The following is a 24063-nucleotide window of genomic DNA, read 5'->3' as shown; positions in this document are numbered from 1 at the left end:
AATTCGTTGCTTTAGCCCTTGCAATCTGAGAGGCGATACTGAATAATCCTCACATCATTTGAGACAGGCTCTCAAAACAGAATTATGGGGCCCTGGTCCTCTCGCAACAATAGCTCGTGAACTCGGTCAGGTCCGGAAGGAAGCAGCCGCAGCGGGTGACTTGTGTGCCGGGATGTGGCTGGGGTCCCACCCTTTAAAAGCCTCGCTTATACAGCGAGGCTTTTTCGTTTCTGCTCTGTAAAATACTCTCTCAAACCTTTTCCCTTCCTCCCAACTGGCTATTCGTCTGGCTGGTGGCTTCTCATTACTCATAACCAAATTTGTATGCAGTATTCAGCCGTGTCTCTTGTGATTTCTCTTTTGTTTTGGAGTGAATAAATATGCTGGTCGTATAGTTCGAACGGGATGCATTTCGACTAGTTAAATTTGGTCATTCTTTATTAGCAATTTTTCTATCTCCCCTTGCAAATCTTTTCGGATAGCTTGCATTTTTGTCACGCTTGTTAGCCACTCTTAATAAAAGCATCTTGTAGAAAAATTACACTTTTCGGGAAAGATGAAGTGTTTTTTCAGTCTAATCGGGGTCTTATTCATGTTCATTTACACTTAATTGATCTTTTGTATGACAAAATAAAATTGAGATTGATTGGGGTCAAAGATTCGTCCGCATTCGCTGTCTGGCTATCTGAAAGTTAATTACAAGTATTCATCGGTTCGGGTAGGTTATTTTTACTCGCTGGCATAACACTGAATAGATTCTTGATGAATATTCAAAATGAAAATAAACGGTGCAACGGTGACTAGCGAGGCGATTTAACTCAATTCTATTCAGCGAATGCTTTTTATCAGTTTGAAATTGTACTGATGTCGCTTGAATGCTTTTTGGAGACCCCCATGACTAAAAAGTGGTTTACTGAGTCGGTTGAAGAAACACTGACTCAATTAAATGTATCAACTGAGCAAGGTTTGACTTCGGAAGAAGTAGAGCAGCGTCAGGCTGAACACGGCAAAAACGAGCTACAAGAGCAAGAAGGCAAATCTGCCCTTGAGCTATTCCTACACCAATTTAAGAACCCATTGATCTTCATTCTGGGTATTGGTGCGATTGTTTCCTTCTTTACTGGTCACCTTGTGGATGCGATTGCCATCACTGTGATCATCTTCATCAATGCCATCATCGCATTTTGGCAAGAGTTTAAAGCTCAGAAGGGCATGGAAGCGCTGCGCGAAATGGCAGCCCCAACGGCACAAGTTCGTCGTAATGGCGAATGGATTGATGTGTTGGCACGTGACATTGTGCCGGGTGACATTCTAAAGATTAATACGGGCGATATCCTTGCTGCGGACGTGCGCATCATTGAAGCAAACCGTCTTGCGGTAGATGAAGCCGCGCTTACTGGTGAGTCTGAGCCGGTTGATAAAATCGTTAAGGTGATTGAAGACGAAACCGTCGGCCTTGGTGATCAGCGTAATTTGGGCTTTATGACCACGATTGTGACCACTGGTACAGGCTTGGGTGTGGTTGTCAGCACAGGCATGAAGACCGAAGTTGGCCACATCGCGGACATGATGGCAAACACTGAAGAAACCAAAACACCAATGCAAGAGCGTATGGATACCATCGCAAAAATCTTAATGGTTGCGGCTTTGGGTGTGGTGGCTGTGGTTTGTGGTATCGGCCTTTACCACGGTATGCCTTGGCAGGAAATCCTCAACACGGGTATTTCGTTGTCGGTAGCGGCGATTCCAGAAGGTCTGCCAACAGTTATCTCAATTGTGTTGACGATGGGCTCAACGCGCATGGTGAAGAACAACGCATTGGCGAAGCAGCTTTCTGCGATTGAGACGCTGGGTTCAACCACGGTTATCTGTTCAGATAAAACCGGTACGCTGACACAAAACCAAATGCAGGTAATGAAAGCGTACGACGCAAGTGGTCGTTACTGGGAAGTGTCAGGCAAAGGCTTTAGTCCTGAAGGTGAATTCAAACCTCTAGGCCACACGGTTGATGCAAAGCAAAGCCCAGAGATGATGAAAGGCTTAGTGGTTGCGACCCTGTGTAATGATGCGGAGTACATCAAAAATGGTGATAACTCGTCTGTGCGTGGTAACCCAACCGAAGGCGCATTGATTGTTGCAGCGGCAAAAGCGGGTCTGGAGCAATCAGACATGCTATCGACAGGCGGTTACTCTATCGTTGAGAAGTTCCCGTTTGATTCTGCACGTAAGATGGCGTCAGTGATTGTTAAAGGACCGGATGGTAAGCACTTCCTTGCTATTAAAGGTGCGCCAGATGTGGTGTTACGCAATGCCTCTGGCTTTATGGTCGATGGTGGTGAGTTACCTACGGCACCAACGATGTCGACAGGCAGCTTAGCGTTAGCGGCAAGCCCAGCAGAAGAGGTGATTGCGAACTACGAAGCGGCAATTCAGGACTTTGCAGAGCAAGCGCTTCGCACTTTGGCAGTAGGTTATAAAGAGCTGACTGAAGATGATCTCAAGCGTGATCCTGCTGAGCTAGAGAAAGATGTGACCGTACTTGGTTTGTACGGAATCATGGACCCTCCACGTCCAGAAGTTCGCGACGCAGTAGAAAGCTGTTATAACGCAGGCGTTCGCACGGTGATGATCACCGGTGACCACGCACTTACTGCAGCGGCAATTGCACGTGAAATCGGCATTATCCGCAGTGAAAAAGACTTGGTCATTACGGGCGCACAACTGGATGAGATGGATGATGAAGCGCTACGTAAAATCTGTCCTGAAGTTGCCGTCTTTGCTCGTGTAACACCAGAACACAAACTGCGCATTGTTCAAGCTCAGCAACACAATAATGAAGTGGCAGCGATGACAGGTGACGGCGTGAACGACGCGCCAGCTCTTCGCCGTGCGGACATCGGTGTTGCAATGGGTATCACTGGTACATCGGTAGCCAAAGATTCGGGCGATTTGATTCTACTGGATGATAACTTCAGTACGATCGTGAAAGCCGTGCGCCAAGGTCGTCAGATCTTCGATAACTTGCGTAAGTTTATTCGCCAAGCACTGACGGCGAACGTGGGTGAAGTATCAGTTATCTTGTTTGCTTTCTTGATGATGGGGCCAGAGGCGATTCTGCCACTTACGCCGCTAATGATTCTATGGATCAACCTAGTCTCAGATGGTCTGCCAGCGCTGGCATTAGGTGTAGAACCTGAAGAGAAAGATCTGATGGAGCGTAAGCCGCGTAAGCGTAACGAAAGTTTCTTCAGCGACCATCTGGGTACACGTATTGTGACGCGTGGTTTGGCATTAGGCGGTATGAGCTACTTGGCGTTCAACTGGGCACTGAGCAGTGGTCAAAGCGCGCAGTATGCACAAACGATGGCGTTCGCAATGCTGATTTTTGCTCAGCTATGGCACTTGTTCGATTCGCGCAGTTTTAGTTCGCTATACCGCAAGAACCCGTTCACCAACAAATACCTCTTGGGCGCAGTAGCATTATCGGCAACGCTGTCCCTTGGCGTGATTTACACCGGTCTTGGTCAGTTGATCTTTAACACAGAGGCACTAAGTGCTGGTCACCTATTTGGTGTGATTCTTGTGTCTTCGCTACCGACATTCATTTTGTCTGGTATTAAAGAGATGACGAAAACCAAAGTCGTTTAAGAATGGTAATGTCGATTCTTTCAGCATAGGGAAGCGACAGATGCCTAAAGCCCGCCGAGAGTGATAGCTTGGCGGGCTTTTCTTTTCTCTCAAGCAAGGCATCTCTTTAGCTGTGCGAAGGTTTACTCTATAATCCCCCCGTTTTCATCTGGTACTTCACCAACTTTCATCTGGGATATTTTCATGATTTCAAAAAACCAACTAAAACTGCTGCGTGCTTTAGGTCAAAAGAAGCAGCGTAAAGCGCACGGCTTATTTCTGGTTCAAGGTGAAAAGAACGTACTGGAATTGGCGAACAGCTCACTCACGGTAAAGCAGATTTTTGCGACGGCTGAGTTTCTGGAAGAGCATCGTCAAGAACTCAACAGTTTCGAATGTATTGAAGCGACACTAGATGACTTAACTAAAGCAAGTACGCTGGTGAGCAACAATGCAGCCATTGCTGTGGTTGAAATTCCAAACGTAACAGTGCCTCAGGCAAAAGGCTTGATGATCGCATTGGATGGCGTTTCTGATCCAGGCAACCTAGGTACGATCATTCGCGTAGCAGATTGGTACGGTATCAAGCACATCATCGCGAGTACAGATTGTGCCGATCCATACAACCCAAAAACCATCAGTGCAACGATGGGCAGCTTTGGTCGCGTGCAAGTGAGCCTAGTGGATTTACCAAGCTACCTAGAAGATGCAAACTTGCCAGTGTATGGCGCTTTCCTTGAGGGCGAGAGTGTGCACAAGACGGAATTCTCAGCAGAGTGCATTTTGTTGATGGGCAGTGAATCTCACGGTATACGTGAAGCGGCATCGAAGTTTGTGACCGACAAGATTACCATTCCAGCGTTTGGCGGTGCAGAGTCTCTAAACGTGGCAATGGCGACAGGTATTATTCTGGACAACATGCGTCGTCAAAACAGCTAATCGCCTCAACGAATCATAGATACAAAAAAAGCGTAACGAGTCAGACTTTTTCAAGTTGAGGTTCATTACGCTTTTTTCGTTTTAATGCGCTTATTTTTCTAGCATGTCCAACTTGTTTGGCACGCCGTTCCACTTTTCCGCTTCATCCATTGCTGGCTTCACTTCAGTTTGTACCGGCCAGATTTCTGCAAGTTCTGCGTTGAGCTCCTTGTAGATCACTTGATCTTCTGGCAGCTCGTCTTCTTGGAAGATAGCGGCTGCGGCACATTCGTCCACGCACAAACCACAGTCGATGCACTCAATCGGGTTGATTACCATAAAGTTTGGGCCTTCGTGGAAGGCATCAGCAGGGCATACCGCGACACAGTCAGTGTATTTACATTGGATACAGTTATCGGTTACGACAAACGCCATGATAATCAGCTCTTAAGTTAGTCAAAAATGAAGAATGGGGATAATACTCATCCCAAGGCAAAATTCAACATTCGCTACGTTAATTCCGCCGCGCAACTTGGATTTAGTATGACAGACAAATCAATTTCTCGTAAAATGCGCGCCATTGTGAGCTGACTGCTTTTTCACCCTTGATATTAACGAGGAGAAAATAGCAGTTCTGGCTAAGACACCTACCATAACGAGACATCACATGATTCGTATTAATGAAATTAAACTTCCTCTTGATCATGAGGAAGGCGCGCTATTGGACGCGATTACTAAAAAGCTTGGCATTGCTGCTGAGAAAGTTATCTCTTTTAATGTCTTTAGACGCGGCTACGATGCTCGTAAGAAAACCAATATTCATCTTATCTACACGCTAGACATCATCGTTGAAGGTGATGAAGAAGCGTTGCTAGCGAAATTCGAAAAAGATCCGCACGTTCGCCAAACACCAGATATGGAATACAAATTTGTTGCGAAAGCACCAGATAACCTAACAGAACGCCCAGTGGTGATCGGTTTTGGTCCTTGTGGTCTGTTTGCGGGTTTGGTTTTGGCTCAAATGGGTTTTAACCCAATCATCGTTGAGCGTGGTAAAGAAGTGCGTGAGCGTACTAAAGACACGTTCGGCTTTTGGCGTAAACGCACACTAAACCCAGAATCAAACGTACAGTTTGGTGAGGGCGGCGCAGGTACTTTCTCTGACGGTAAGCTTTACAGCCAAGTGAAAGATCCAAATTTCTACGGTCGTAAAGTGATCACTGAGTTTGTTGCAGCTGGCGCACCAGAAGAAATTCTATACGTAAGTAAGCCGCACATCGGTACCTTTAAACTGGTTACCATGATCGAGAAGATGCGCGCGAAAATCATCGAGCTAGGTGGTGAGATCCACTTTAGCACTCGTGTTGACGATCTACATATGGAAGATGGTCAAATCACAGGCGTAACGCTATCAAACGGTGAAGAGATCAAATCTCGTCACGTTGTTCTGGCAGTTGGTCACAGTGCTCGTGATACTTTCGAAATGCTGCATGACCGTGGTGTTTACATGGAAGCGAAGCCATTCTCTGTTGGTTTCCGTATCGAACATAAACAAGCGATGATCGACGAAGCGCGTTTTGGTCCAAGTGCAGGTCACCCAATTCTTGGGGCAGCGGACTATAAACTGGTTCACCATTGTAAGAATGGTCGTACGGTTTATAGCTTCTGTATGTGTCCTGGCGGTACTGTTGTTGCTGCGACTTCTGAAGAAGGTCGTGTAGTAACAAACGGTATGAGCCAATATTCACGTGCAGAGCGTAACGCGAACAGCGCAATCGTAGTGGGCATTTCTCCAGAGGTTGACTACCCGGGTGATCCTCTGGCGGGTATCCGTTTCCAACGTGAACTAGAATCGGGCGCTTACACACTCGGCGGTGAGAACTACGACGCACCAGCACAGAAAATTGGTGACTTCCTGAAAGGTCGCGATCCAAGTGCGTTGGGTGATGTTGAACCATCGTTTACACCTGGCATCAAACTGACTGATCTTTCTAAGGCGCTTCCACCGTTTGCAATCGAAGCGATTCGTGAAGCGATTCCAGCATTCGATCGTAAGATCAAAGGCTTTGCTTCTGAAGACGGTCTACTGACTGGTGTTGAGACGCGTACGTCTTCTCCAGTTTGCATCAAGCGTGGTAAAGACTTCCAAAGTATTAATCTGAAAGGTTTCTTCCCAGCGGGCGAAGGTGCAGGTTACGCGGGTGGTATTCTTTCTGCGGGTATTGATGGCATTAAAGTCGCCGAAGCGGTTGCTCGTGATATCGTTGAAACAATGCAAAATGCATAATTTCAGCAGATAATAATTTGTCGAAAGCCAGCCCAATTTGAGGCTGGCTTTTTTGTGCGTGATGCATAGCTAATTAACCTAACCCCTTTTTCTTTTCCGATTTTAAGCCTGTTTGTTTCCAGTTTTTTCCTTATTTCATCGCATTCTGTCAGATCTTTCCGTGCGGGTGGCGTACAACATAAATATGCAACTGATCTTTCATTGCTCTATCTTATGAATCTATTGTGACTGTGATTAATAGACAACGCCTATAAATAAAATTGCCATTTTCCATTTAGTAAAATCAAGAAATTAGACGACACTTATCTTAAAGGCAGCAAAAATGTGCCGCTAAGGAGATAAGAATGCACTCACTAAAAGTAAAAGATTACATGACGTTGCAAGCGGTGACTTTCACCAAAAACATGTCGCTCACAGCGGCTTTGGATAAGGTGATGCAAAGTGTTACTCTAGGTGGTCCCGTTATCGACGAAAACGAGAAAGTCATTGGATTCCTTTCTGAACAAGACCTTTTAGACAAACTCGTTAAAGCCAGTTACCACTGTCAGGATACCCACACAGTAGAAGAGTGCATGCACGAAGATGCACTGTCTGTGTCACCAGAAATGTCCATCATCGAACTAGCAGATATGATGAAGGTGGGGAAACCGAAAATGTACCCAGTGGTGGATGATAAAGATAAGCTTGTCGGTGTAATTACTCGCCGTGATGTATTGAGGGCTATCGGGAAGACGCTAAACGAATGTTTCAAACATCCTGTTTAAAGCCAAAATAATAAAAGTTCAGACAAAAGACGCCTCGGCGTCTTTTTGTCGTTGAGGAAGAATATGTCCACGCAAGACGCGAAGTTTGTCCAAGGTTCTACCATGCGCCACATCTTAGTGATGTCTGGCGCAGGTTCAGTTGGTTTGATGGCGTTGTTCGTCGTCGATTTACTCGATATGTTGTTTATCAGTATGTTGGGGCAAGTTGAATTAGCGGCTGCCGTTGGTTTTGCTGGGACATTGATCTTTTTCTCAACGTCAGCTTCGATTGGCACGTCAATCGCGATGGGAGCACTGGTCTCCAAGTCTATTGGTGCAAAGGACTTTGACCGAGCGAGGTTGATGAGCGGCAGTATCATGCTCACAGCCTTTATGATCAGCTTGGTTATCACTATTGGCATGTACATGCACATTCCCGAGCTCTTGGCTGCGATTGGTGCAGAGGGCGTTGCCGCTGAAAGAGCCGAAGCTTACCTTAATATTCTACTTCCAAGTGCTCCTATTCTCGCCTTAGGCATGTCAGCAGGCGCAGGTTTGCGTGCGGCGGGAGATGCTAAACGTTCCATGTGGGCCACCTTAGCGGGAGGCATTGTTAACGCTATTCTTGATCCTCTGTTTATTTTTGTCTTCAAATGGAATGTTGAAGGGGCTGCAGCTGCGTCGGTTATTGCTCGATTTACCGTATTGGCTTTCTCGCTCTATCCATTAGTGAAAGTGCACAAGTTGGTTTCATTCCCGGATTACAGCATCCTCAAAAACAACCTTAAGCCAATTCTAGCCATTGCTGTGCCCGCTATCATTACTAATACCGCAACCCCTATTGGGAACGCTATTGTAACGACGCACATTGCGCATTTTGGGGAAGACTTTGTGGCTGGTTTTGCCGTTATTGGACGTTTGACGCCAGTCTGTTTTGCTGTGATTTTTGCTTTATCAGGTGCGGTAGGGCCGATTATTGGACAAAACTTTGGTGCAGAGCGAATGGAACGCGTGAAAAAAACGCTGACGGACTCGTTGTTAGTCACCACGATTTATACACTTTCGGTGTGCGTTGTACTGTATCTATTGCAAGACTACATTGTTGCGATGTTTAGCCTTACTGGTGATGCTGCAATCATTGTAGTGGCGTTCTGCACTTATGTGGCAATCAGCTTTGTGTTCAATGGCACTCTGTTTGTGGCAAATACCTCGTTTAACAACCTTGGTAAGCCACTTTACTCGACAGCATTGAATTTAGGTAAAGCGACGATTGGTACTTTACCTTTCGTGTACTTTGGGGCGCAATGGTATGGCGCGCTTGGTGTGCTCTATGGACAAGCGGTCGGTACCATCGTATTCGGCTTGCTGGCATTGGTTGTGCTAAATAAACACATTAAAGATCTGATGCAAAACTTTGGCGAAGACTTGGTGGAAGACGACCCTGCGATAACGTGCGTAAATACTCAGCCTTTCTGTTCTCACGATGCGGTTTTGATCGATGAAGTCGTCACCACCTTAGAAGAAGAAAAAGCGTAAATTTTAATAATCTCACATAAATACTCTTGACCTTGGAGTAAGCTCCAAGGTTTATTCTTTACGGTAGATAAAGACTTATCACCAATAAGGAAAGTGAATTATGTGTAATAAACATCAAGGTTGCCAATCAGGCAAAATCAAATCTGCGGTGGCAATAGGTGCTACGGAGTCTTGTTCCGCACCAACAAAACCAACCTTAAATATCACTCAAGCCAGTGTTATGGCTTCAGAAGAGTCATGTTGCAGCAGCAGTGGTGGTTGTAGTAATGACCCTGCTGATGAAGAAGGCCCTGCCGAACCCATAGAAACCTCGATTCGCCATAGCTGGTTGGTGTCTGGCATGGATTGCCCTGCCTGTGCCCAAAAGCTTGAAAAAGCCGTTTCTTCTATAGACGGTGTACTCAAGGCCAAAGTCTTGTTTGCGACGGAAAAGCTGGTGGTTGATTTTGACAATCGCGCTCTTGCGCCTGTTATTGAACAAATCTCACAACAAACAGGATTCCCACTGTCTTCGACCGATGCTCCAAAGCCAAAAGCTGAGAAGAAGGGTTGGTTAGGTATCATCAAAGACAATGCTCAGATACTTTCTATTGCAGGTGCGATGGCATTTGCCGGTCTTATTTCGGACGTTAATCCGATGCTGAGCACGTGGTTGTTTACCTTGACCTGTTTGTTGGGTCTATACCCAGTGGCAATGAAAGCTTTCAAACTCGCACGCAGTGGTACGCCCTTTGCTATCGAGACGCTCATGAGTGTGGCGGCTTTAGGTGCGCTGTATCTTGGTGAAACCGCAGAAGCTGCGATGGTGCTATTGCTTTTCCTTATTGGTGAAAAGTTAGAAGCATATGCATCCTCCCGTGCTCGTAGCGGTGTTCAGGCTCTGATGGATTTGGTGCCAGAAAACACGACTTTGATTGTGAACGGAGAGCGTAAAGAAGTCCCTGCTTCTCAACTTCAGCCGGGTGACGTGATTGAAGTGGCACCGGGGGGGCGTATGCCTGCTGACGGTGTTCTTATCAATCAAGCCGCAAGCTTTGATGAAAGTGCTCTTACCGGTGAATCGCTACCAGTTGAACACATTGAAGGTGGGAAAATCATGGCTGGCGCTGTGGTTGTCGACAAAGTCGTGCAAATTCAAGTGACGTCTCGCCAAGGTGAAAACGCGATTGACCGAATTCTTCATTTGATCGAAGAAGCGGAATCACGCAAAGCTCCACTAGAACGCTTCTTAGATAAGTTCAGCCGTTGGTACACTCCTTTGATGATGTTGGTGTCGCTACTTGTCATTATCACACCACCATTGCTGTTTGCTCAGCCTTGGGAAACATGGGTATACCGAGGCTTAGCGTTACTATTGATTGCTTGTCCATGTGCGTTAGTTATCTCGACACCTGCGGCGATTACTTCTGGTTTAGCAGCGGCAGCAAAACGAGGCGCCCTCATCAAAGGTGGTGCAGCATTGGAACTGTTGGGACGTGTTGAGTCCGTTGCGTTCGACAAAACAGGTACATTGACACAAGGTAAACCTCAAGTGACCGATGTGGTTGCGATAGGTGTGACTGATGAGCAGCTATTGAGCCTAACTGCATCGATTGAAATCGGTTCAAGCCATCCGCTAGCGATTTCACTGGTGAACAAAGCTCAAGACCAAGGCGTGATGATTCCTGAAGCCACAGACAAAACTGCGCAGGTAGGTTCTGGTGTGACTGGCTTAGTCGATGGCAAAGTGGTTCAAGTGATTGCACCTTCTAAAGCCGAATTCAAGTTGAATAAAGAAGTCGAAGATCGTGTACTTGAGCTTGAAGGGCAGGGTAAAACAGTGGTTGTTGCTCGCCATGACTCTCAAGTTATTGGTCTGATTGCGTGGCAAGATACGTTACGTCAAGATGCTCAGCAAGCGGTTGCGGCTTTGAAACAACTGGGTATTTCATCTGTTATGCTAACCGGTGATAACCCACGCAGTGCTGAAGCGATTGCGAACCAAATTGGTCTCGATTACAAGGCGAGTTTACTGCCTGCCGACAAAGTCCATTATGTCGAAGAAATTTCTGCGCAGCACACGGTTGCAATGGTTGGTGACGGTATTAATGATGCCCCAGCAATGAAAGCATCCAGCATTGGTATTGCCATGGGAGGCGGTACAGACGTTGCCTTAGAGACTGCAGATGCTGCGCTGACTCACAACCGCTTGGTGGAACTGCCAGCCATGATTGAGCTATCACGCGCAACATTAAATAACATTCGTCAGAACGTTGCTTTGGCTTTGGGTTTAAAAGGGGTGTTCTTAGTGACTAGTTTGTTAGGTATTACAGGCCTATGGGTTGCGGTACTTGCTGACAGTGGTGCTACGGCCTTGGTGACTCTAAATGCTTTGAGATTGCTTCGATTCGAGTCCAAACAAGTAAAGTAATTTCACGATCTAATCGATTAATTATTAGCCCGAGGTGGATTCGCCTCGGGCTTTTGTATTTGTATGATTGAAATCATTTTCCTGAATGACTTGATTGAAGAGTCACTGTTTATTATGCAACACAATAGCTTTATGGCTTTCAAAGTGTGATCAAAACCGTTTTTATTTGAAAGTGTAAGTTTATTACATTGTTTCATTGTGATTATGATCACTCTATGTTGGTAAAAGGTTCGCTACAGTGCATCTGTACCCAACAACTTACTAATGAGCTTATTGCTTACAAAATAAGCCACAACAAGGAGCGACTTATGTCTCAAGCTGTATTCCATTTAGGTGTTACTGAAGCGGATCTTAATGGTGCGACTCTAGCAATCATTCCAGGCGATCCTGCACGCGTACAAAAAATCGCAGAAGAAATGGAAAACCCAGTATTTCTAGCAAGTCACCGTGAATACACGCTATACCGTGCAGAGCTAGACGGTAAACCTGTTGTGGTTTGTTCTACAGGTATCGGCGGTCCATCTACGTCTATCGCAGTAGAAGAACTAGCGCAACTTGGCGTTCGCACTTTCCTACGTGTTGGTACTACTGGTGCAATCCAGCCACACGTAAACGTAGGTGACATGATCGTTACGACAGGTTCTGTTCGTCTAGACGGCGCGAGCCTACACTTTGCTCCAATGGAGTTCCCAGCAGTAGCAGACTTCGAAATCGCAACAGCAATGAAAGCGGCTGTTGAAGAGTCTGGTGCAACCGTTCATATGGGCGTGACTGCTTCAAGTGACACTTTCTACCCTGGTCAAGAGCGTTACGACACATTCTCTGGCCGTGTTGTTAAGCGTTTCCAAGGTTCTATGCAAGAGTGGCAAGACATGGGCGTTCTGAACTTCGAAATGGAGTCAGCAACACTGCTAACCATGTGTGCAAGCTCTGGCTTGAAAGCAGGTTGTGTGGCGGGTGTTATCATCAACCGTACACAAAAAGAGATTCCAGATCATGCAACGCTGAAAGAAACGGAAGCTCGCTCAATTAAAGTTGTAGTAGAAGCAGCGCGTAAGATGCTTTAAGCACAACGGTTAGTTGGCATTTAAACAAACGGGAAAAACCAGAGGTTCGCCTCTGGTTTTTTCTATCTGGCAGTTTTGTCTGAGTATTCAAACAACAAATCTGACGCAATAAAAAAGCAGCTCGAGGCTGCTTTTTTTGATTTTTGATCTATATCGACGATTAGATTTCGTCAGAACCACCGGCGGCTTCAAACCATGCACTTAGGTGTGTTTTCAGATCTTTCAGCTCATCAGGGCCAATAAGCGCCAAACCTAAGTCCTCTGCACGAGTGATATCGTTATGACGCAGTGGGCGGAAGCTAACTAACATTGCTCGCGCTTGCAGACCACCTAGAAGGTCGCGCAATGACTCCAATTTGTACAAGGTATCATCGCCATCATCACGCATGCCTTTAGTTTTACATTCGATGATGTGTAACTTGTTGTTCACCACAGTCGCAACATCAAGCTCGTTACGAACTTCGCTTTCGCCAAGTTTGCGATAAACCTGAACGTTCAACGATCGGTCTTGAATAGTCGGCATTGTGTCTTGGATTTGCTTCACAGTGCTGTGAACTAACGTTTCTAACCATTCACCATTTGAGAAGCGACGAGCATCTTCATCGATAAAGGTGAGAACCCCATTTTCATAGGTCGCAATTTCTGCTTCCACCAAATCAGTCAGAAGCATATTCAGTTCACGGTAGCCTTGCTGCTTCTCAGAAAGCTCTACATCTAACTTTTGTTCTTTACGACATGTCGTCGCAAGATAGTTAAGCGTCGCCAGTCCAGGACCAAGTTCTAGCGCATTAGAAGCCCAACGCTCACCCAGTTCATAAAGTTTTTGGTCTAGTTGAGGAGGCAGATCGACGTGGTGGAATTCACCGCGTGCACCGAAGATAGTCAGGTAATCAGAGATGGTGATGTGGTCTTCAACTTGCGTGTCTTCTTTACCATCAGGATACAGCCAGCAAAGTTTGTCGCTGTTTGGCTCAACGACAAAGATTGGCCAGCGGTACGTACGGAAAACTTCATACACAGAAAGCAGTCGGTGGCGAAGGCCGCAACTTGCATTCAGTTTTACTTCTTCACCTCTATCATGGAGGTCTTTTGCCAATTTATGGATCGATTGCTTAATAAGAGAAGTGTTTACAACAGAAGGAACTTCAAAAAATTCAGAAGTAATTTCTCGCTGCTCCAACACGGCACTCAGTCGCTCGTACATATCAGATTGGCTTTTGTCGCCGATGAAGACGATATGTGTGCTAACAGTGCGATTATCCAAAAGAGGAGTGACCAATCTCACTGGGTCTTGGTCGATAATACCAACATGAACAGCCATAGATTTTCCTTCTTATTTGGCTTGCTCGAAAAGAGAAAAGAAAAGGGATGAGCAAGCCATATTAACCATATGTAGACAAGGCTCATAAAAAACAAGGGCGACTTCAATAAAAAGTCGCCCTTATACAGTTGGTTGCAAAAAATCTGTTAACTGTCGATGCTGCTCTTATAGTTTAAATCGATGAACTAACTCGTTTTGCTGATGAGCCAGTTGGGTTAACGATTCGCTGGTCTGAGCGATGCTCGACATCGCATGGTAGCTTTCATCTGCGATACTGTTGATGTCTTCAATATTGCGTGCAATGTCAGCTGACGTCTCGCTTTGCTCTGCTGCCGCCTGAGAAATATGCGTACTCATTTGGCTGATTTCGATAATAAGCGCTTGGATTTCTTCCATTGAGCTATTGGCTTTCGATGCTTGCTCTACTGACATTTCCATGTCACTCATGCAACTTTGGATGACTTGGTTAGCGGATTGCGAACTTGATTGTAGGTTACTGATCATTGCCTCAATCTCAGTTGTCGATTGTGTGGTCTTGGAGGCAAGCACACGAACTTCATCTGCGACGACCGCAAAACCACGACCTTGTTCGCCGGCACGTGCAGCTTCAATTGCGGCATTTAGGGCAAGCAAGTTGGTCTGCTCGGCAATGTTACGAATCACATCCAGAATCGAGCCAATTTGACCACTCATCTTTTGCAGTTCAGAAACGGCAGACACCGATTCGTTCAAGCGTGTTTCAAGTTGGTTAATCGTCGAAATGTTGCTGTTCATGACATTTCGACCTTGGTCCGAGGCGGTTTCTACACGCTGAACCATTTCAAGTGAGCCTTGTGCACTTTGCGCTACTTCCTGCACCGAATGTGACATCTCTGTCATTGCGGTTGCGACGGTCGCGGTTTGCTCGCGCTGCGCATTCAATTTAGATTGCGCTTGAGAAGAAGTTTGTTCATTCGTTGATGCGGTAGATGCAAGGTTATCTGAGGCATCATTTAATTTCACAAGAATGTTGTGCAGGCTGTCTGCCAACGTATTAATGTGACCACTCACGCGGCTGAACTCGTTGTTGTAACGGTTATCGATGCGCTGCGTCATGTCACCTTCGGTCAAGCTTTCTAATACCTTCAAGATACGAGTCAATGGTTCACGTACACTTTGTGCAATGTGATAGCCGATAGCCGTCGCAAACAGAACCACAATCACTGCGATCACAATAGCTTTGGTTACACCAGCAGAATAGATGTCACCTGCATCGGTCAGAGACTCATTCAATTTGTCTGTCGCTGTTGTTGTAAATTGCTCCAGAATCGACATGCTTGAATCAACTTTAGTCGCTAGATTTGTGATATTGTTGTACAGCGCAGAACGAGCAGATAAGTAGTTGTTGTGTTGGTCTAATACACCACCACGCATGCCTACGTCTCGAGTAAATTGATCCACTGAATCACCAAAGGCTTTTTTAAGCTCAGGTAACTGAGTAACCAATCCACGAAATGCGTAATTCAGGTGCGTAACCGCTTTACGGTTTTTCGCAACGGCTTGAGTCACAAACTCTGGATTTGAGCTAGCCAATGCGTCCGATGTGATCACCTCTGCATCTTTTAGCTTAATGAAATAGCTTTTTGCCATCACTTTGACTGAGATGCTTGATTGATCGGCTACGTATTCTTTCAGACCAACGGAAAGTTCGGTGTTGAGCTTTTGGAAACGACGAGAAGACTTCTGCACTTCTTCTTGTGCCGCAAACATCGCTTCGTAGTTGTCCATTGCTTCCTTTGCTTCGGTAAAGTAGCTCTGCTCAAGTTCTTTAAGCTGAGAAAAAGGTTCTGCTAGGGAAGGGTAGATTTGGCTGGCCACTTCAAGTTGGCCTAATGTGCCTTCGAATCGTTGTTGAGATTTAGCAAACTCCTGACGCATTTCATCCATGCGCAGTTTATTCTCCGTGGTCAGGAAGTCTTTAAAAGATTTGTCCGCAGAAAGTAGCTCGACACTGGTTTGGTTGGATAGGGATACCAGTGGAAGTGATGATTTAGATACTGTCTCAAATTTGCCGTGAATATCATTCATGCCCCCCATCATAATGGCAATCGTGACCGCGAAAAGGACGATGATCAGCGCGAAGCCTGCATACATCCGTTTAATTACTGAACCTCGCATAAGTGAGCTTCCTCTCCCAAAAATAGACAACGTAAATAAGAATTGTCTTAAAAAAGTAACAAAATTCATCGGATTGTATTGAGTTTGCGACGCACATTTTATGACGCACACGACAAAAAAAGCTTCAACGTCACGAGTTATATTGATAATGTTAAGTGAACACTGTTTTTTATTGAGCTCGCTTTTGGCTTAGCGCATACTAAATAGGTTACACACCTTATAAAATGGAGTACCCATGGCGGAAGAAACCATCTTTAGCAAAATTATTCGCAAAGAAATCCCAGCAGATGTCCTTTACCAAGATGAGCTAGTGACGGCATTTCGCGACATTAATCCGCGTGCGCCAAGCCACATCCTTATCATTCCAAACAAGCTAATCCCAACCACAAATGATGTGGAAGCGGATGATGAAGCAATGATGGGACGCATGTTCACCGTAGCGAAAAAACTAGCGAAAGAAGAAGGCATTGCAGAAGACGGTTACCGTTTAATCGTAAACTGTAACTCACATGGCGGTCAGGAAGTCTATCATATTCATATGCACCTAGTGGGCGGTCGTCCTTTAGGTCCTATGGTATTGAGCTAATCTTTAGAAGGAAGTGGATGAAGAACGTCATCCACTTCTTTATTCCTCGAACGACACATTTGTGGAGATAAATGTGAAACATGGTGTGAAGCTATTCGGATTAATTAGCTGGACCTTGCTCGCGACAGGGTGTGCGAATTTATCCGCTGGCAACCTGTTCAGTCATTACAGTGACCAAAATAAAGAAGTTTACCAAGCGGTGGTTGCAGGTGAATACGCGAAAGCTGAGCAACTTCAATCAAGCGATGTAGGTGGCGAGATACTTGGTAATTTCGAGCAAGGCCGAATCTCTTTTCTTGCAGCAGATTACCCAACCAGTTTGAGCTCGCTTGAAGACAGCGACCGTGCAGTACGTAAGCAACAAGACCGTGCCACGATTTCTGTCACGGAGACGGCGACCAGCGTGGGTTCTTTAGCCGTTAACGACAATCTAAATGAATACCAACCAGCCGACTATGAACTCGGCTTTTTGCATTTGTATTTAGGCCTTAACTACTTACAGAAAAATGATCTTGAAGGAGCTTTGGTTGAAATGCGCCGAGCCAATCAAGTTCAGGAAGCTGCAAAGAAAGCACGTGAAAAGGAACTAAAGCAGGCAGAGAAGGATCTTAAGAAGCAAGGTATGTCAGCGAACCTAGGTAGCGTGTTAGCTAACTACCCGGACGCAGGCAAGAAGCTTAGCTCAGTGCAAAACGGTTACTTGTTCTACCTTTCAGGTTTGCTTTATGAAGCGTCACGAGATTTGAACAGTGCGTACGTAGACTATCGTCGCGCGCTCGCTGTGATGCCAGATAACAAACAAGTGATTGAAAGTGCAATGTATGCCGCGAAAAAGCTCGGTATGCGTCAAGATCTTCGTATGCTGGAAAAACGTTACGGCAAAGCGCCTTCAGGACTGAGTAAGTCACAAGGGCGCGTGATCGTGATAGACGAGCAAGGCGTGGTAGACGCTCTGCAAGGTTGGCGTATTGACTTGCCGATTTATGACAGCCGAGGTGACGGTGCGATTTATTCACTCGCACTGCCTTACTACCCAAAACGTGGCACACAACGTTTCGGTGATGTGGCTTTGAATGGCAAGAAACTGCCTTCGAGTACGTTAGTGGATGTGAATGCGATGGCGCAAAATGATTTGCATGAGCGTTTAACGACCATCGTGATCCGTCAAGCCATTCGTGTTTGGGCGAAAGACCGAATTCGCAAAGAAGCCGCAAAAGGTGACGATGTCGGCAACATTCTTTTCAATGTGTGGAATACATTAACCGAACAACCTGATACCCGAAGTTGGCAGACGCTTCCTGGGACGGTCAAAACGGCGTCTAAAGTTGTGAAACCGGGGCAGCAAAGTATCAATGTTGGTGATCAGGTGTATCAATTTGAAGTGCCAGCACAGCAAACCACGTTGGTGTGGGTTTCTCGACAGGGAACGCATTCGACGGTATGGCACAAACAATTAGGGAGATTGTAATGAAAGCATGGCTTATTGGCTTGGTAATGATCATTGGTTTAGCGGGGTGCGCTGATAATACCGCGGGTATCCGAATTGACGGCCAAACACAAAAAGTATTCTTCCACGATAACGTAATGGGCAGTCGTTTATTAGTCGATAATATTACGACGACTTACGTGGATGATCGTCCACGCGGTGTTGTACAACTAAGTAGCAACTACAAAGGTGACCAAGAAATCCTTTATCGTTTTTACTGGTATGACAATTCTGGGTTGGAAGTGAACACCAAGCCAGGCCCTTGGCGAAAAATGATCGTACGTGGATTTGAGCAAGTGACGCTGTCAGAAGTGACAGTGAATCCAAACGGTACCCAATTCCGTGTACAAATTCGCGAAGCACAAGATAACTAACCCACTTTTGGGTAAATAATTTTAGGCAGCTTGCTGCTTTTCCAAGGTGGAGACGCCTTGGGATGAAACACAAACTAAGGAACTCTCATGAAAAAAAGTATTATTGCTCTTTTAGGTCTTGCCGTCATTTTGGGTGGTTGTTCAAACAAAGTCTCTTACGGTGATGCGCAAGCGACTGAAACTACAACCATCGATTTCGGCTCGACGGATCTACAAAAAATTGCTGGTGAAATGGTAGACAGCATGATGATGTCAGGTTCAGTGGCAGCAATTACTCGTGACCAACGTCCTATCGTATTTGTTGAGCGCATCAAGAACAAAACAAGTGAGCACATCGATACGGAGTCTATCACCGACACTATTTCTACTAAGATGTTGAACTCAGGTAAGTTCCGTTTCGTGGATATGGATCGTGTTGAGTCAGTTCGTGAGCAACTAAACTTCCAAAATACGGATGAGCTAGTGAACCAAAGTACGGCAATTCAGTTCGGTAAAATGGTCGGTGCGCAATACATGCTTTACGGTAACCTTTCTAGCATCGTAAAAGATGCGGGTAGCGACAAAGACGTATATTACAAAATGACGATGCGTCTGATGGATCTAGAAACTGGTCTGATCGAATGGGCGGATGAAACTGAAATCCGTAAAGAGCAATCGAAGAGCCTATTTGGTCTTTAATTGATTCTATTTGGTCCTACGACCTTGAGTGGAGAAGTCATTAATGGCGTGGTTTTCTTGGCAACAAGCGAAACAATTAGACCCAAGTCTTAATACCCTTGATAGCTTCTTTGCTTCTCCACCAGTGAAGGTACAAACCGTCACTGGTGGGTTAACCAATCGCTGTTGGCGGTTGGAATCCTCAGAAGGCCTTGCTTACGTCTGGCGCCCGACCAGCAACGTGTGTAAGGCCTTTGCTATATCTCGTCATAACGAATATCAAGTGCTTAACGCGATTGCCCCTCTCAACCTAGGACCAAAGCCTGTCTTTGTGCATGAGCAAGGTTTGTTAGTGGAATGGGTGCCGGGTGAAACGCTGACGAAGCCAGGTATTGATATTGAAGAGCTATTGCCGATTGCTGCTAGGATTCATGAATATCCTGCAAAGGCGGTTCCTTTAGTACCGTTCTCGTATCTTTCGCGCATCGATCATTATTGGTTGGAACTGGCTGGCCAGTACGTCGGCACTGAGTACGAAGCGCTTTATCTAAAGTGGCGTTCTGAGCCAAGCGTGGCGCAAGTCCCTGCAGCGCTGTGTCATTTTGATCTTGGGTGTTACAATTTAGTTCGAGGCGAAGAGGGCGTGAAAGTGATCGATTGGGAGTACGCTGGCTTAGCGGATCCAAGGCTCGACTTGACCTTGATTCTGCAACTCGCCGACGTGCCTATTGAACAAGGTGTAGAACAGTATTGCCAAACTCGTGGCATTGAAGACGTCGCTTTATGGTTGGAAGGCGTGCGAGCGTGGATGCCAAGAACTCGAATGATGGCGATGCTTTGGTATTTATTGGCCTACAAATTATGGGATGATGAACAATACTTGAGCAGTGCATACGAGTTTAAAGACTTATTATGTATGGAAGATCACTGTTTTGAGAACTGATGGCTTTTTCCTCTTTAACCATAAGGAAATAGTGGTAGTTTAAAGTGAAAGTACCAGCAAGTCACAGGGAGAGGTACACATGATTATTTACTTGCACGGCTTTGATAGTACAAGCCCAGGTAACCACGAAAAAGTTCTGCAACTGCAATTCATCGATGATGACATTCGTTTCATCAACTACAGTACACTTCATCCAAAACACGATATGCAGCACCTGCTGAAAGAAGTGTCTAAGGTGATTGACCAATCTGACGATTCGAACCCATTAATCTGTGGTGTTGGTTTAGGTGCTTATTGGTCAGAGCGTATCGGTTTTCTCTGCGGCATTAAGCAAGTGATGTTCAACCCGAACTTGCATCCTGAGAAGACAATGGCAGGACGTATTGATCGTCCAGAAGAGTACGAAGACATTGCGACCAAGTGTGTTGAGGAGTTTCGTGCTAAGAACAAAGCGCGTTGTTTAGTGATTTTGTCGAAAGAAGATGAGATTCACGACAATGGAAAAACGGCGTCGGAATTAGAGAAACATTACGACATCATTTGGGATGAAACCCAAACGCATAAATTCAAGAAGATCTCTCACCACTTGCAGGCGATGAAGGCATTCAAGAACGCGTAATTTGCATAAAAACGAACAAACTGACTATGTTTAAACAGCACTTTTCGAAGTGCTGTTTTTGTTTTTGCAAGACGTAACTTGATAGCAATAATTCTGTAGATATTTACATTTTGTAGCGATTTATTATCTTGATTTATCGTTTTAACCTTTTGTGGCACGAAAACGATACCGTTAAACAGTTGAAAATTAGCCAATCCGTATTCCTAGCAAGGATTTTTGTTGCCATCAAAAGATTGCCCTATATAATGAACTTGGTAAAAATAATTTGATAAATATCAAAAAAAATTGAGAGCGAGTAAGAAACTTGCCCATTTTTTGTCTGAGATCGTATCTTTCAGACAAACGAGCAATGCCACATCAGCAAGTTAATCAAACACGCACATTAAAGATGGCATTGGATTTATCCAAAAAGTGAGCTCACCTCTAGAGACCAAAGAATTCATCGGTTGGATGCTTTACCACAGTAAGACTGTGAGTCAGAGCTTCGAGCTGAACCCATATATTCATTTTTGTAGAGGATAACATTGTGACACGCATTATCGTTGTAGGCGGCGGTGCTGGTGGCCTTGAATTGGCAACCAAGCTAGGTCGAACTCTTGGTCGTAAGAACCGTGCGCAAATTACACTGGTAGACCGTAAAGCGAGCCACTTGTGGAAACCGCTGTTGCATGAAGTAGCAACTGGTTCATTGGATGAAGGTGTGGACGCATTGAGTTACCGTGCTCACGCGAAAAACCACAGTTTTGACTTCCAAATGGGCAGCCTTCAAGACATCGACCGTGAACGTAAAGTGATCATTCTTAGTGAGCTTAAAGACGAACATGGCGAGCTTCTTATGCCAAGTCGCGAACTAGAGTACGACATTCTAGTGATGGCGATTGGCTCTACGTCTAATGACTTCAACACTCCCGGTGTTCGTGAAAATTGTATCTTCCTAGATAGTCCAGAACAGGCGCACCGTTTCCGTTCTGGCATGAACAATGAGTTCCTAAAACTGCACGCGAAAAATGGTAACGGTACCGTGGATATTGCGATTGTTGGTGCGGGTGCAACGGGTGTGGAGCTGTCAGCAGAACTGCACAACGCAGTGAAAGAGCTGCGTACTTACGGCTTTGGTGACTTAGACTCGAGCAAACTAAACGTGAACCTAGTGGAAGCAGGTGAGCGTATTCTTCCGGCATTGCCACCGCGTATTTCTTCTGCGGCGCACCAAGAGCTGGTTAAACTCGGTGTTAACGTGCGTACTGCTACCATGGTAACGCAAGCGGATAAAGACGGTTTAACCACTAAAGACGGCGAGAAAATTCCTGCGCAAATCATGGTGTGGGCAGCGGGTATTAAGGCCCCTGACTTTATCAAAGACATTGCCGGCCTAGAAACAAACCGTATCAACCAACTTGTGGTTAAAGGTACGCTTCAAACTACTCGTGACGATGACATCTTTGTTATTGGTGATTTGGCGCAATGTACTCAACCTGATGGTTCATTCGTACCGCCACGCGCTCAAGCAGCACACCAAATGGCAAGCCAAGCGTTCAGCAACATCGTCGCTAAGCTTAACGGTCGCGAACTGAAAGACTACGTTTACAAAGACCATGGTTCTTTGGTTTCGCTAAGCCGCTTCTCTACAGTTGGTAGCTTGATGGGGAACTTAACCAAAGGCTCTATGATGGTTGAAGGTCGTATCGCGCGTGTTGTATACATCTCGCTATACCGTATGCACCAAATGGCATTGCATGGCGTGATTAAGACTGGCTTGATGATGCTCGTTGGCCGTATTAACCGCGTACTTCGTCCAAACTTGAAGCTACACTAATTTGATGACTTGGCTTTCTATTGCTGACTTGATAGAAAGACAAACAATCAAAACGAAAAGCCACCGTCTGTCGGTGGCTTTTTTGTTGTCTTAAAATCGAACACTTTCATTCGATTAATTACAAATCAGTGGGTAACAACGAATACACAACGCCATCTTTTGGTTTTCCGTGGAAGATAAAACGATTTCTAGCAATGGCTTCTTTCTTCGCTCCGACTGATTCGATTAATGCTTGACTGGCAATGTTGTCTGGATCGCAGACGATCTCTACTCGCGTTAGGCTAAGCTTGGCGAAACAAAATTCAGCCAGTGCTCGAATTGCTTCTTGTGCATAGCCTTTTCGTTGGTATTTATCTGCAACCCAGTAGCCAATACTCGCCATGTTGAATGTATGGTAAAGCTCGTTTACAGCAGCCATTCCAAGTAAATTGTTGTATTCACGATCATAAATACCAAATCCAAACGCTTCCGTTTTTACCCAATTTAAGCGAGTGGCAAGAAGGAAGTCCTGCGCGTCTTTGAGGGTGACGTTTTCGTCACACCAATCTAACCATTGATGTAGGGAAGGGGATTCAACTAACAAGCGTTGTAGTGAGTGGGCTTGTTCTGAGGGAATAAGCTTGAGTGCCAAGCGTGGGGTGATGATTTCAAAATCTGGACTCATGAACAGATACGACTTCCTTGTTTGGCGCTAGATAAAACAAAGCGCAGCCAGTGCTGCGCTTTTATGTTTATGTTGCTCTTATCGAACGCGACGAACTTGAATGATCATTCCCATCAATGGGTTGTCTAAGTAGTGAGTTTCACTACTGCGCATACGGCGCTTCTGATCCATGCGGAAGCTCTTCAAGAACTTCTCTTCAGTGATGGTTGGTGAAACTTCTGCCAAGTTGCCTACTTGAACGTTGCCGTCCACTTCACCTAACTCATTCGTCATTTGCTCAGAAGGCTGAGACTCGATACGAACTTCACGTACAGCGGGCTCACGTAAATCTATGGTGGTCTCAGCGAACAAGTAGTGCTGAACGTAGATTTGAAGTTTGCCGTCTAACTCGTAGAGCGGGCCGTTAACGGTTTCTTCACTGTAACCATCGGTTGAAAGTAATTGTGCATTGCCATTGATTTGGCTGCCGTCAGCGTTGTAAGAGCCTGAGAAATCACGTCCACCCACGATATGGAAGATCGGCGCGCTTGCCTTGCCGCGGTCGCCTTGACGCCAGGCTACGTGTTTAAGCACTTTGAAGCCGGCGTGATTGTTCAATGCTGATTCTTGTGCATTCAAACGGAAAGAAGAACGTGGTAGCAAAGTGACGCCTTTAGAACGGCGGTAAGACTCACTGTCTAAGCTGCCTACGTTGCTCATTTCGATTTTTGGCAGCTCATTTGGCCATGATTCACTGGTACTTTCAGCGTTAACTGCTCGCTTGAAAATAATTACTTCAATATCAAATTGACGCGCAGCCCAAGTAGGCATTGAGACACAAAGAAGCAATAATGGGATCAGTATTCTCATTCG

Annotated in this window: 19 protein-coding genes and 1 other RNA gene; 15 read left to right on the top strand and 5 right to left on the bottom strand. The window is 45.6% G+C overall.

All coding sequences use genetic code 11. The features are described 5' to 3' along the window. The first annotated feature begins 90 nt into the window (after nucleotides 1-90). The 3 genes from ffs to ATB76_RS15175 all read left to right on the top strand — a co-directional run bounded on the left by ffs (nucleotide 91) and on the right by ATB76_RS15175 (nucleotide 4566). An RNA gene (ffs, locus tag ATB76_RS15185) (signal recognition particle sRNA small type) lies at nucleotides 91-187 on the top strand. A gap of 707 nt (nucleotides 188-894) precedes the next feature. Further along, nucleotides 895-3648 (top strand): cation-transporting P-type ATPase, encoded by a 2754-nt coding sequence (locus ATB76_RS15180; protein ID WP_061035615.1) that lies wholly within the window; start codon nucleotides 895-897, stop codon nucleotides 3646-3648. A gap of 183 nt (nucleotides 3649-3831) precedes the next feature. Next, nucleotides 3832-4566 (top strand): RNA methyltransferase, encoded by a 735-nt coding sequence (locus ATB76_RS15175; RefSeq protein ID WP_061035614.1) that lies wholly within the window; start codon nucleotides 3832-3834, stop codon nucleotides 4564-4566. Between the two features lie 90 nt (nucleotides 4567-4656). Here the strand turns inward: ATB76_RS15175 and fdxA are convergent, their stop codons facing one another. After that, on the bottom strand, nucleotides 4657-4980 hold the full coding sequence (gene fdxA / locus ATB76_RS15170; protein ID WP_005431654.1) for a ferredoxin FdxA: 324 nt from the start codon (nucleotides 4978-4980) through the stop codon (nucleotides 4657-4659). Nucleotides 4981-5212: 232 nt separating this feature from the next. Between fdxA and ATB76_RS15165 the strand changes: the two genes are divergently transcribed. From ATB76_RS15165 to udp, 5 genes are all read left to right on the top strand, one after another. Continuing rightward, nucleotides 5213-6832, top strand: coding sequence for an NAD(P)/FAD-dependent oxidoreductase (locus ATB76_RS15165; protein ID WP_061035613.1), 1620 nt, complete (start codon nucleotides 5213-5215; stop codon nucleotides 6830-6832). 344 nt (nucleotides 6833-7176) lie between these two features. Continuing rightward, entirely contained in the window at nucleotides 7177-7596 is a 420-nt protein-coding gene (locus tag ATB76_RS15160; RefSeq protein WP_038866642.1) for a CBS domain-containing protein, read from the top strand. Between the two features lie 63 nt (nucleotides 7597-7659). Next, nucleotides 7660-9111 carry an MATE family efflux transporter gene (locus ATB76_RS15155; RefSeq protein ID WP_061035612.1) on the top strand — a complete coding sequence of 484 codons (1452 nt, stop codon included), beginning with the start codon at nucleotides 7660-7662 and terminating at the stop codon, nucleotides 9109-9111. A gap of 100 nt (nucleotides 9112-9211) precedes the next feature. Then, nucleotides 9212-11521 carry a zinc/cadmium/mercury/lead-transporting ATPase gene (locus tag ATB76_RS15150; protein ID WP_042602651.1) on the top strand — a complete coding sequence of 770 codons (2310 nt, stop codon included), beginning with the start codon at nucleotides 9212-9214 and terminating at the stop codon, nucleotides 11519-11521. Nucleotides 11522-11829: 308 nt separating this feature from the next. Continuing rightward, entirely contained in the window at nucleotides 11830-12588 is a 759-nt protein-coding gene (gene udp / locus ATB76_RS15145) for a uridine phosphorylase (RefSeq protein WP_038866646.1), read from the top strand. A gap of 160 nt (nucleotides 12589-12748) precedes the next feature. Here the strand turns inward: udp and ATB76_RS15140 are convergent, their stop codons facing one another. Both ATB76_RS15140 and ATB76_RS15135 read right to left on the bottom strand, forming a co-directional pair. Continuing rightward, nucleotides 12749-13909 carry a DUF1887 family protein gene (locus ATB76_RS15140; RefSeq protein WP_061035611.1) on the bottom strand — a complete coding sequence of 387 codons (1161 nt, stop codon included), beginning with the start codon at nucleotides 13907-13909 and terminating at the stop codon, nucleotides 12749-12751. Nucleotides 13910-14074: 165 nt separating this feature from the next. Then, complete coding sequence (locus ATB76_RS15135; RefSeq protein ID WP_061035610.1) at nucleotides 14075-16066, bottom strand: methyl-accepting chemotaxis protein; 1992 nt, start codon at nucleotides 16064-16066, stop codon at nucleotides 14075-14077. Between the two features lie 235 nt (nucleotides 16067-16301). Here ATB76_RS15135 and hinT point away from each other — a divergent pair, with 235 nt between their 5' ends. From hinT to ATB76_RS15100, 7 genes are all read left to right on the top strand, one after another. Next, nucleotides 16302-16652, top strand: coding sequence for a purine nucleoside phosphoramidase (gene hinT, locus ATB76_RS15130; protein WP_038875905.1), 351 nt, complete (start codon nucleotides 16302-16304; stop codon nucleotides 16650-16652). A 73-nt stretch (nucleotides 16653-16725) separates the two neighbouring features. Beyond that, nucleotides 16726-18120, top strand: a complete 1395-nt coding sequence (locus ATB76_RS15125; protein ID WP_061035660.1) for a hypothetical protein — start codon at nucleotides 16726-16728, stop codon at nucleotides 18118-18120. Beyond that, entirely contained in the window at nucleotides 18120-18512 is a 393-nt protein-coding gene (locus ATB76_RS15120) for a YcfL family protein (protein ID WP_038866655.1), read from the top strand. Before ATB76_RS15125 ends, ATB76_RS15120 begins: the two co-directional genes overlap by 1 nt. An 87-nt stretch (nucleotides 18513-18599) precedes the next feature. Then, on the top strand, nucleotides 18600-19190 hold the full coding sequence (lpoB, locus tag ATB76_RS15115) for a penicillin-binding protein activator LpoB (RefSeq protein ID WP_038866656.1): 591 nt from the start codon (nucleotides 18600-18602) through the stop codon (nucleotides 19188-19190). 43 nt (nucleotides 19191-19233) lie between these two features. Beyond that, nucleotides 19234-20112 carry a thiamine kinase gene (thiK, locus tag ATB76_RS15110; protein ID WP_038875911.1) on the top strand — a complete coding sequence of 293 codons (879 nt, stop codon included), beginning with the start codon at nucleotides 19234-19236 and terminating at the stop codon, nucleotides 20110-20112. Between the two features lie 79 nt (nucleotides 20113-20191). Then, nucleotides 20192-20731: an alpha/beta hydrolase YcfP gene (gene ycfP / locus ATB76_RS15105; protein WP_038866663.1), complete on the top strand. Its 540-nt coding sequence runs from the start codon at nucleotides 20192-20194 to the stop codon at nucleotides 20729-20731. A 526-nt stretch (nucleotides 20732-21257) separates the two neighbouring features. Continuing rightward, nucleotides 21258-22547 carry an NAD(P)/FAD-dependent oxidoreductase gene (locus ATB76_RS15100; protein WP_038866664.1) on the top strand — a complete coding sequence of 430 codons (1290 nt, stop codon included), beginning with the start codon at nucleotides 21258-21260 and terminating at the stop codon, nucleotides 22545-22547. Between the two features lie 118 nt (nucleotides 22548-22665). Here ATB76_RS15100 and ATB76_RS15095 read toward each other — a convergent pair whose 3' ends face one another. Beyond that, complete coding sequence (locus ATB76_RS15095) at nucleotides 22666-23211, bottom strand: GNAT family protein (protein WP_042602658.1); 546 nt, start codon at nucleotides 23209-23211, stop codon at nucleotides 22666-22668. A 78-nt stretch (nucleotides 23212-23289) separates the two neighbouring features. Beyond that, nucleotides 23290-24060 (bottom strand): peptidoglycan binding protein CsiV, encoded by a 771-nt coding sequence (locus ATB76_RS15090; protein WP_081094918.1) that lies wholly within the window; start codon nucleotides 24058-24060, stop codon nucleotides 23290-23292. Nucleotides 24061-24063 lie beyond the last annotated feature (3 nt).

Origin of the sequence: Vibrio sp. MOR3 (assembly GCF_001557775.1) — a bacterium.
In the GTDB taxonomy this organism is placed as follows: domain Bacteria; phylum Pseudomonadota; class Gammaproteobacteria; order Enterobacterales; family Vibrionaceae; genus Vibrio; species Vibrio jasicida.
Note: the sequence above shows the minus strand (reverse complement) of the source record. Positions and strands in the feature narration are given on the sequence as shown.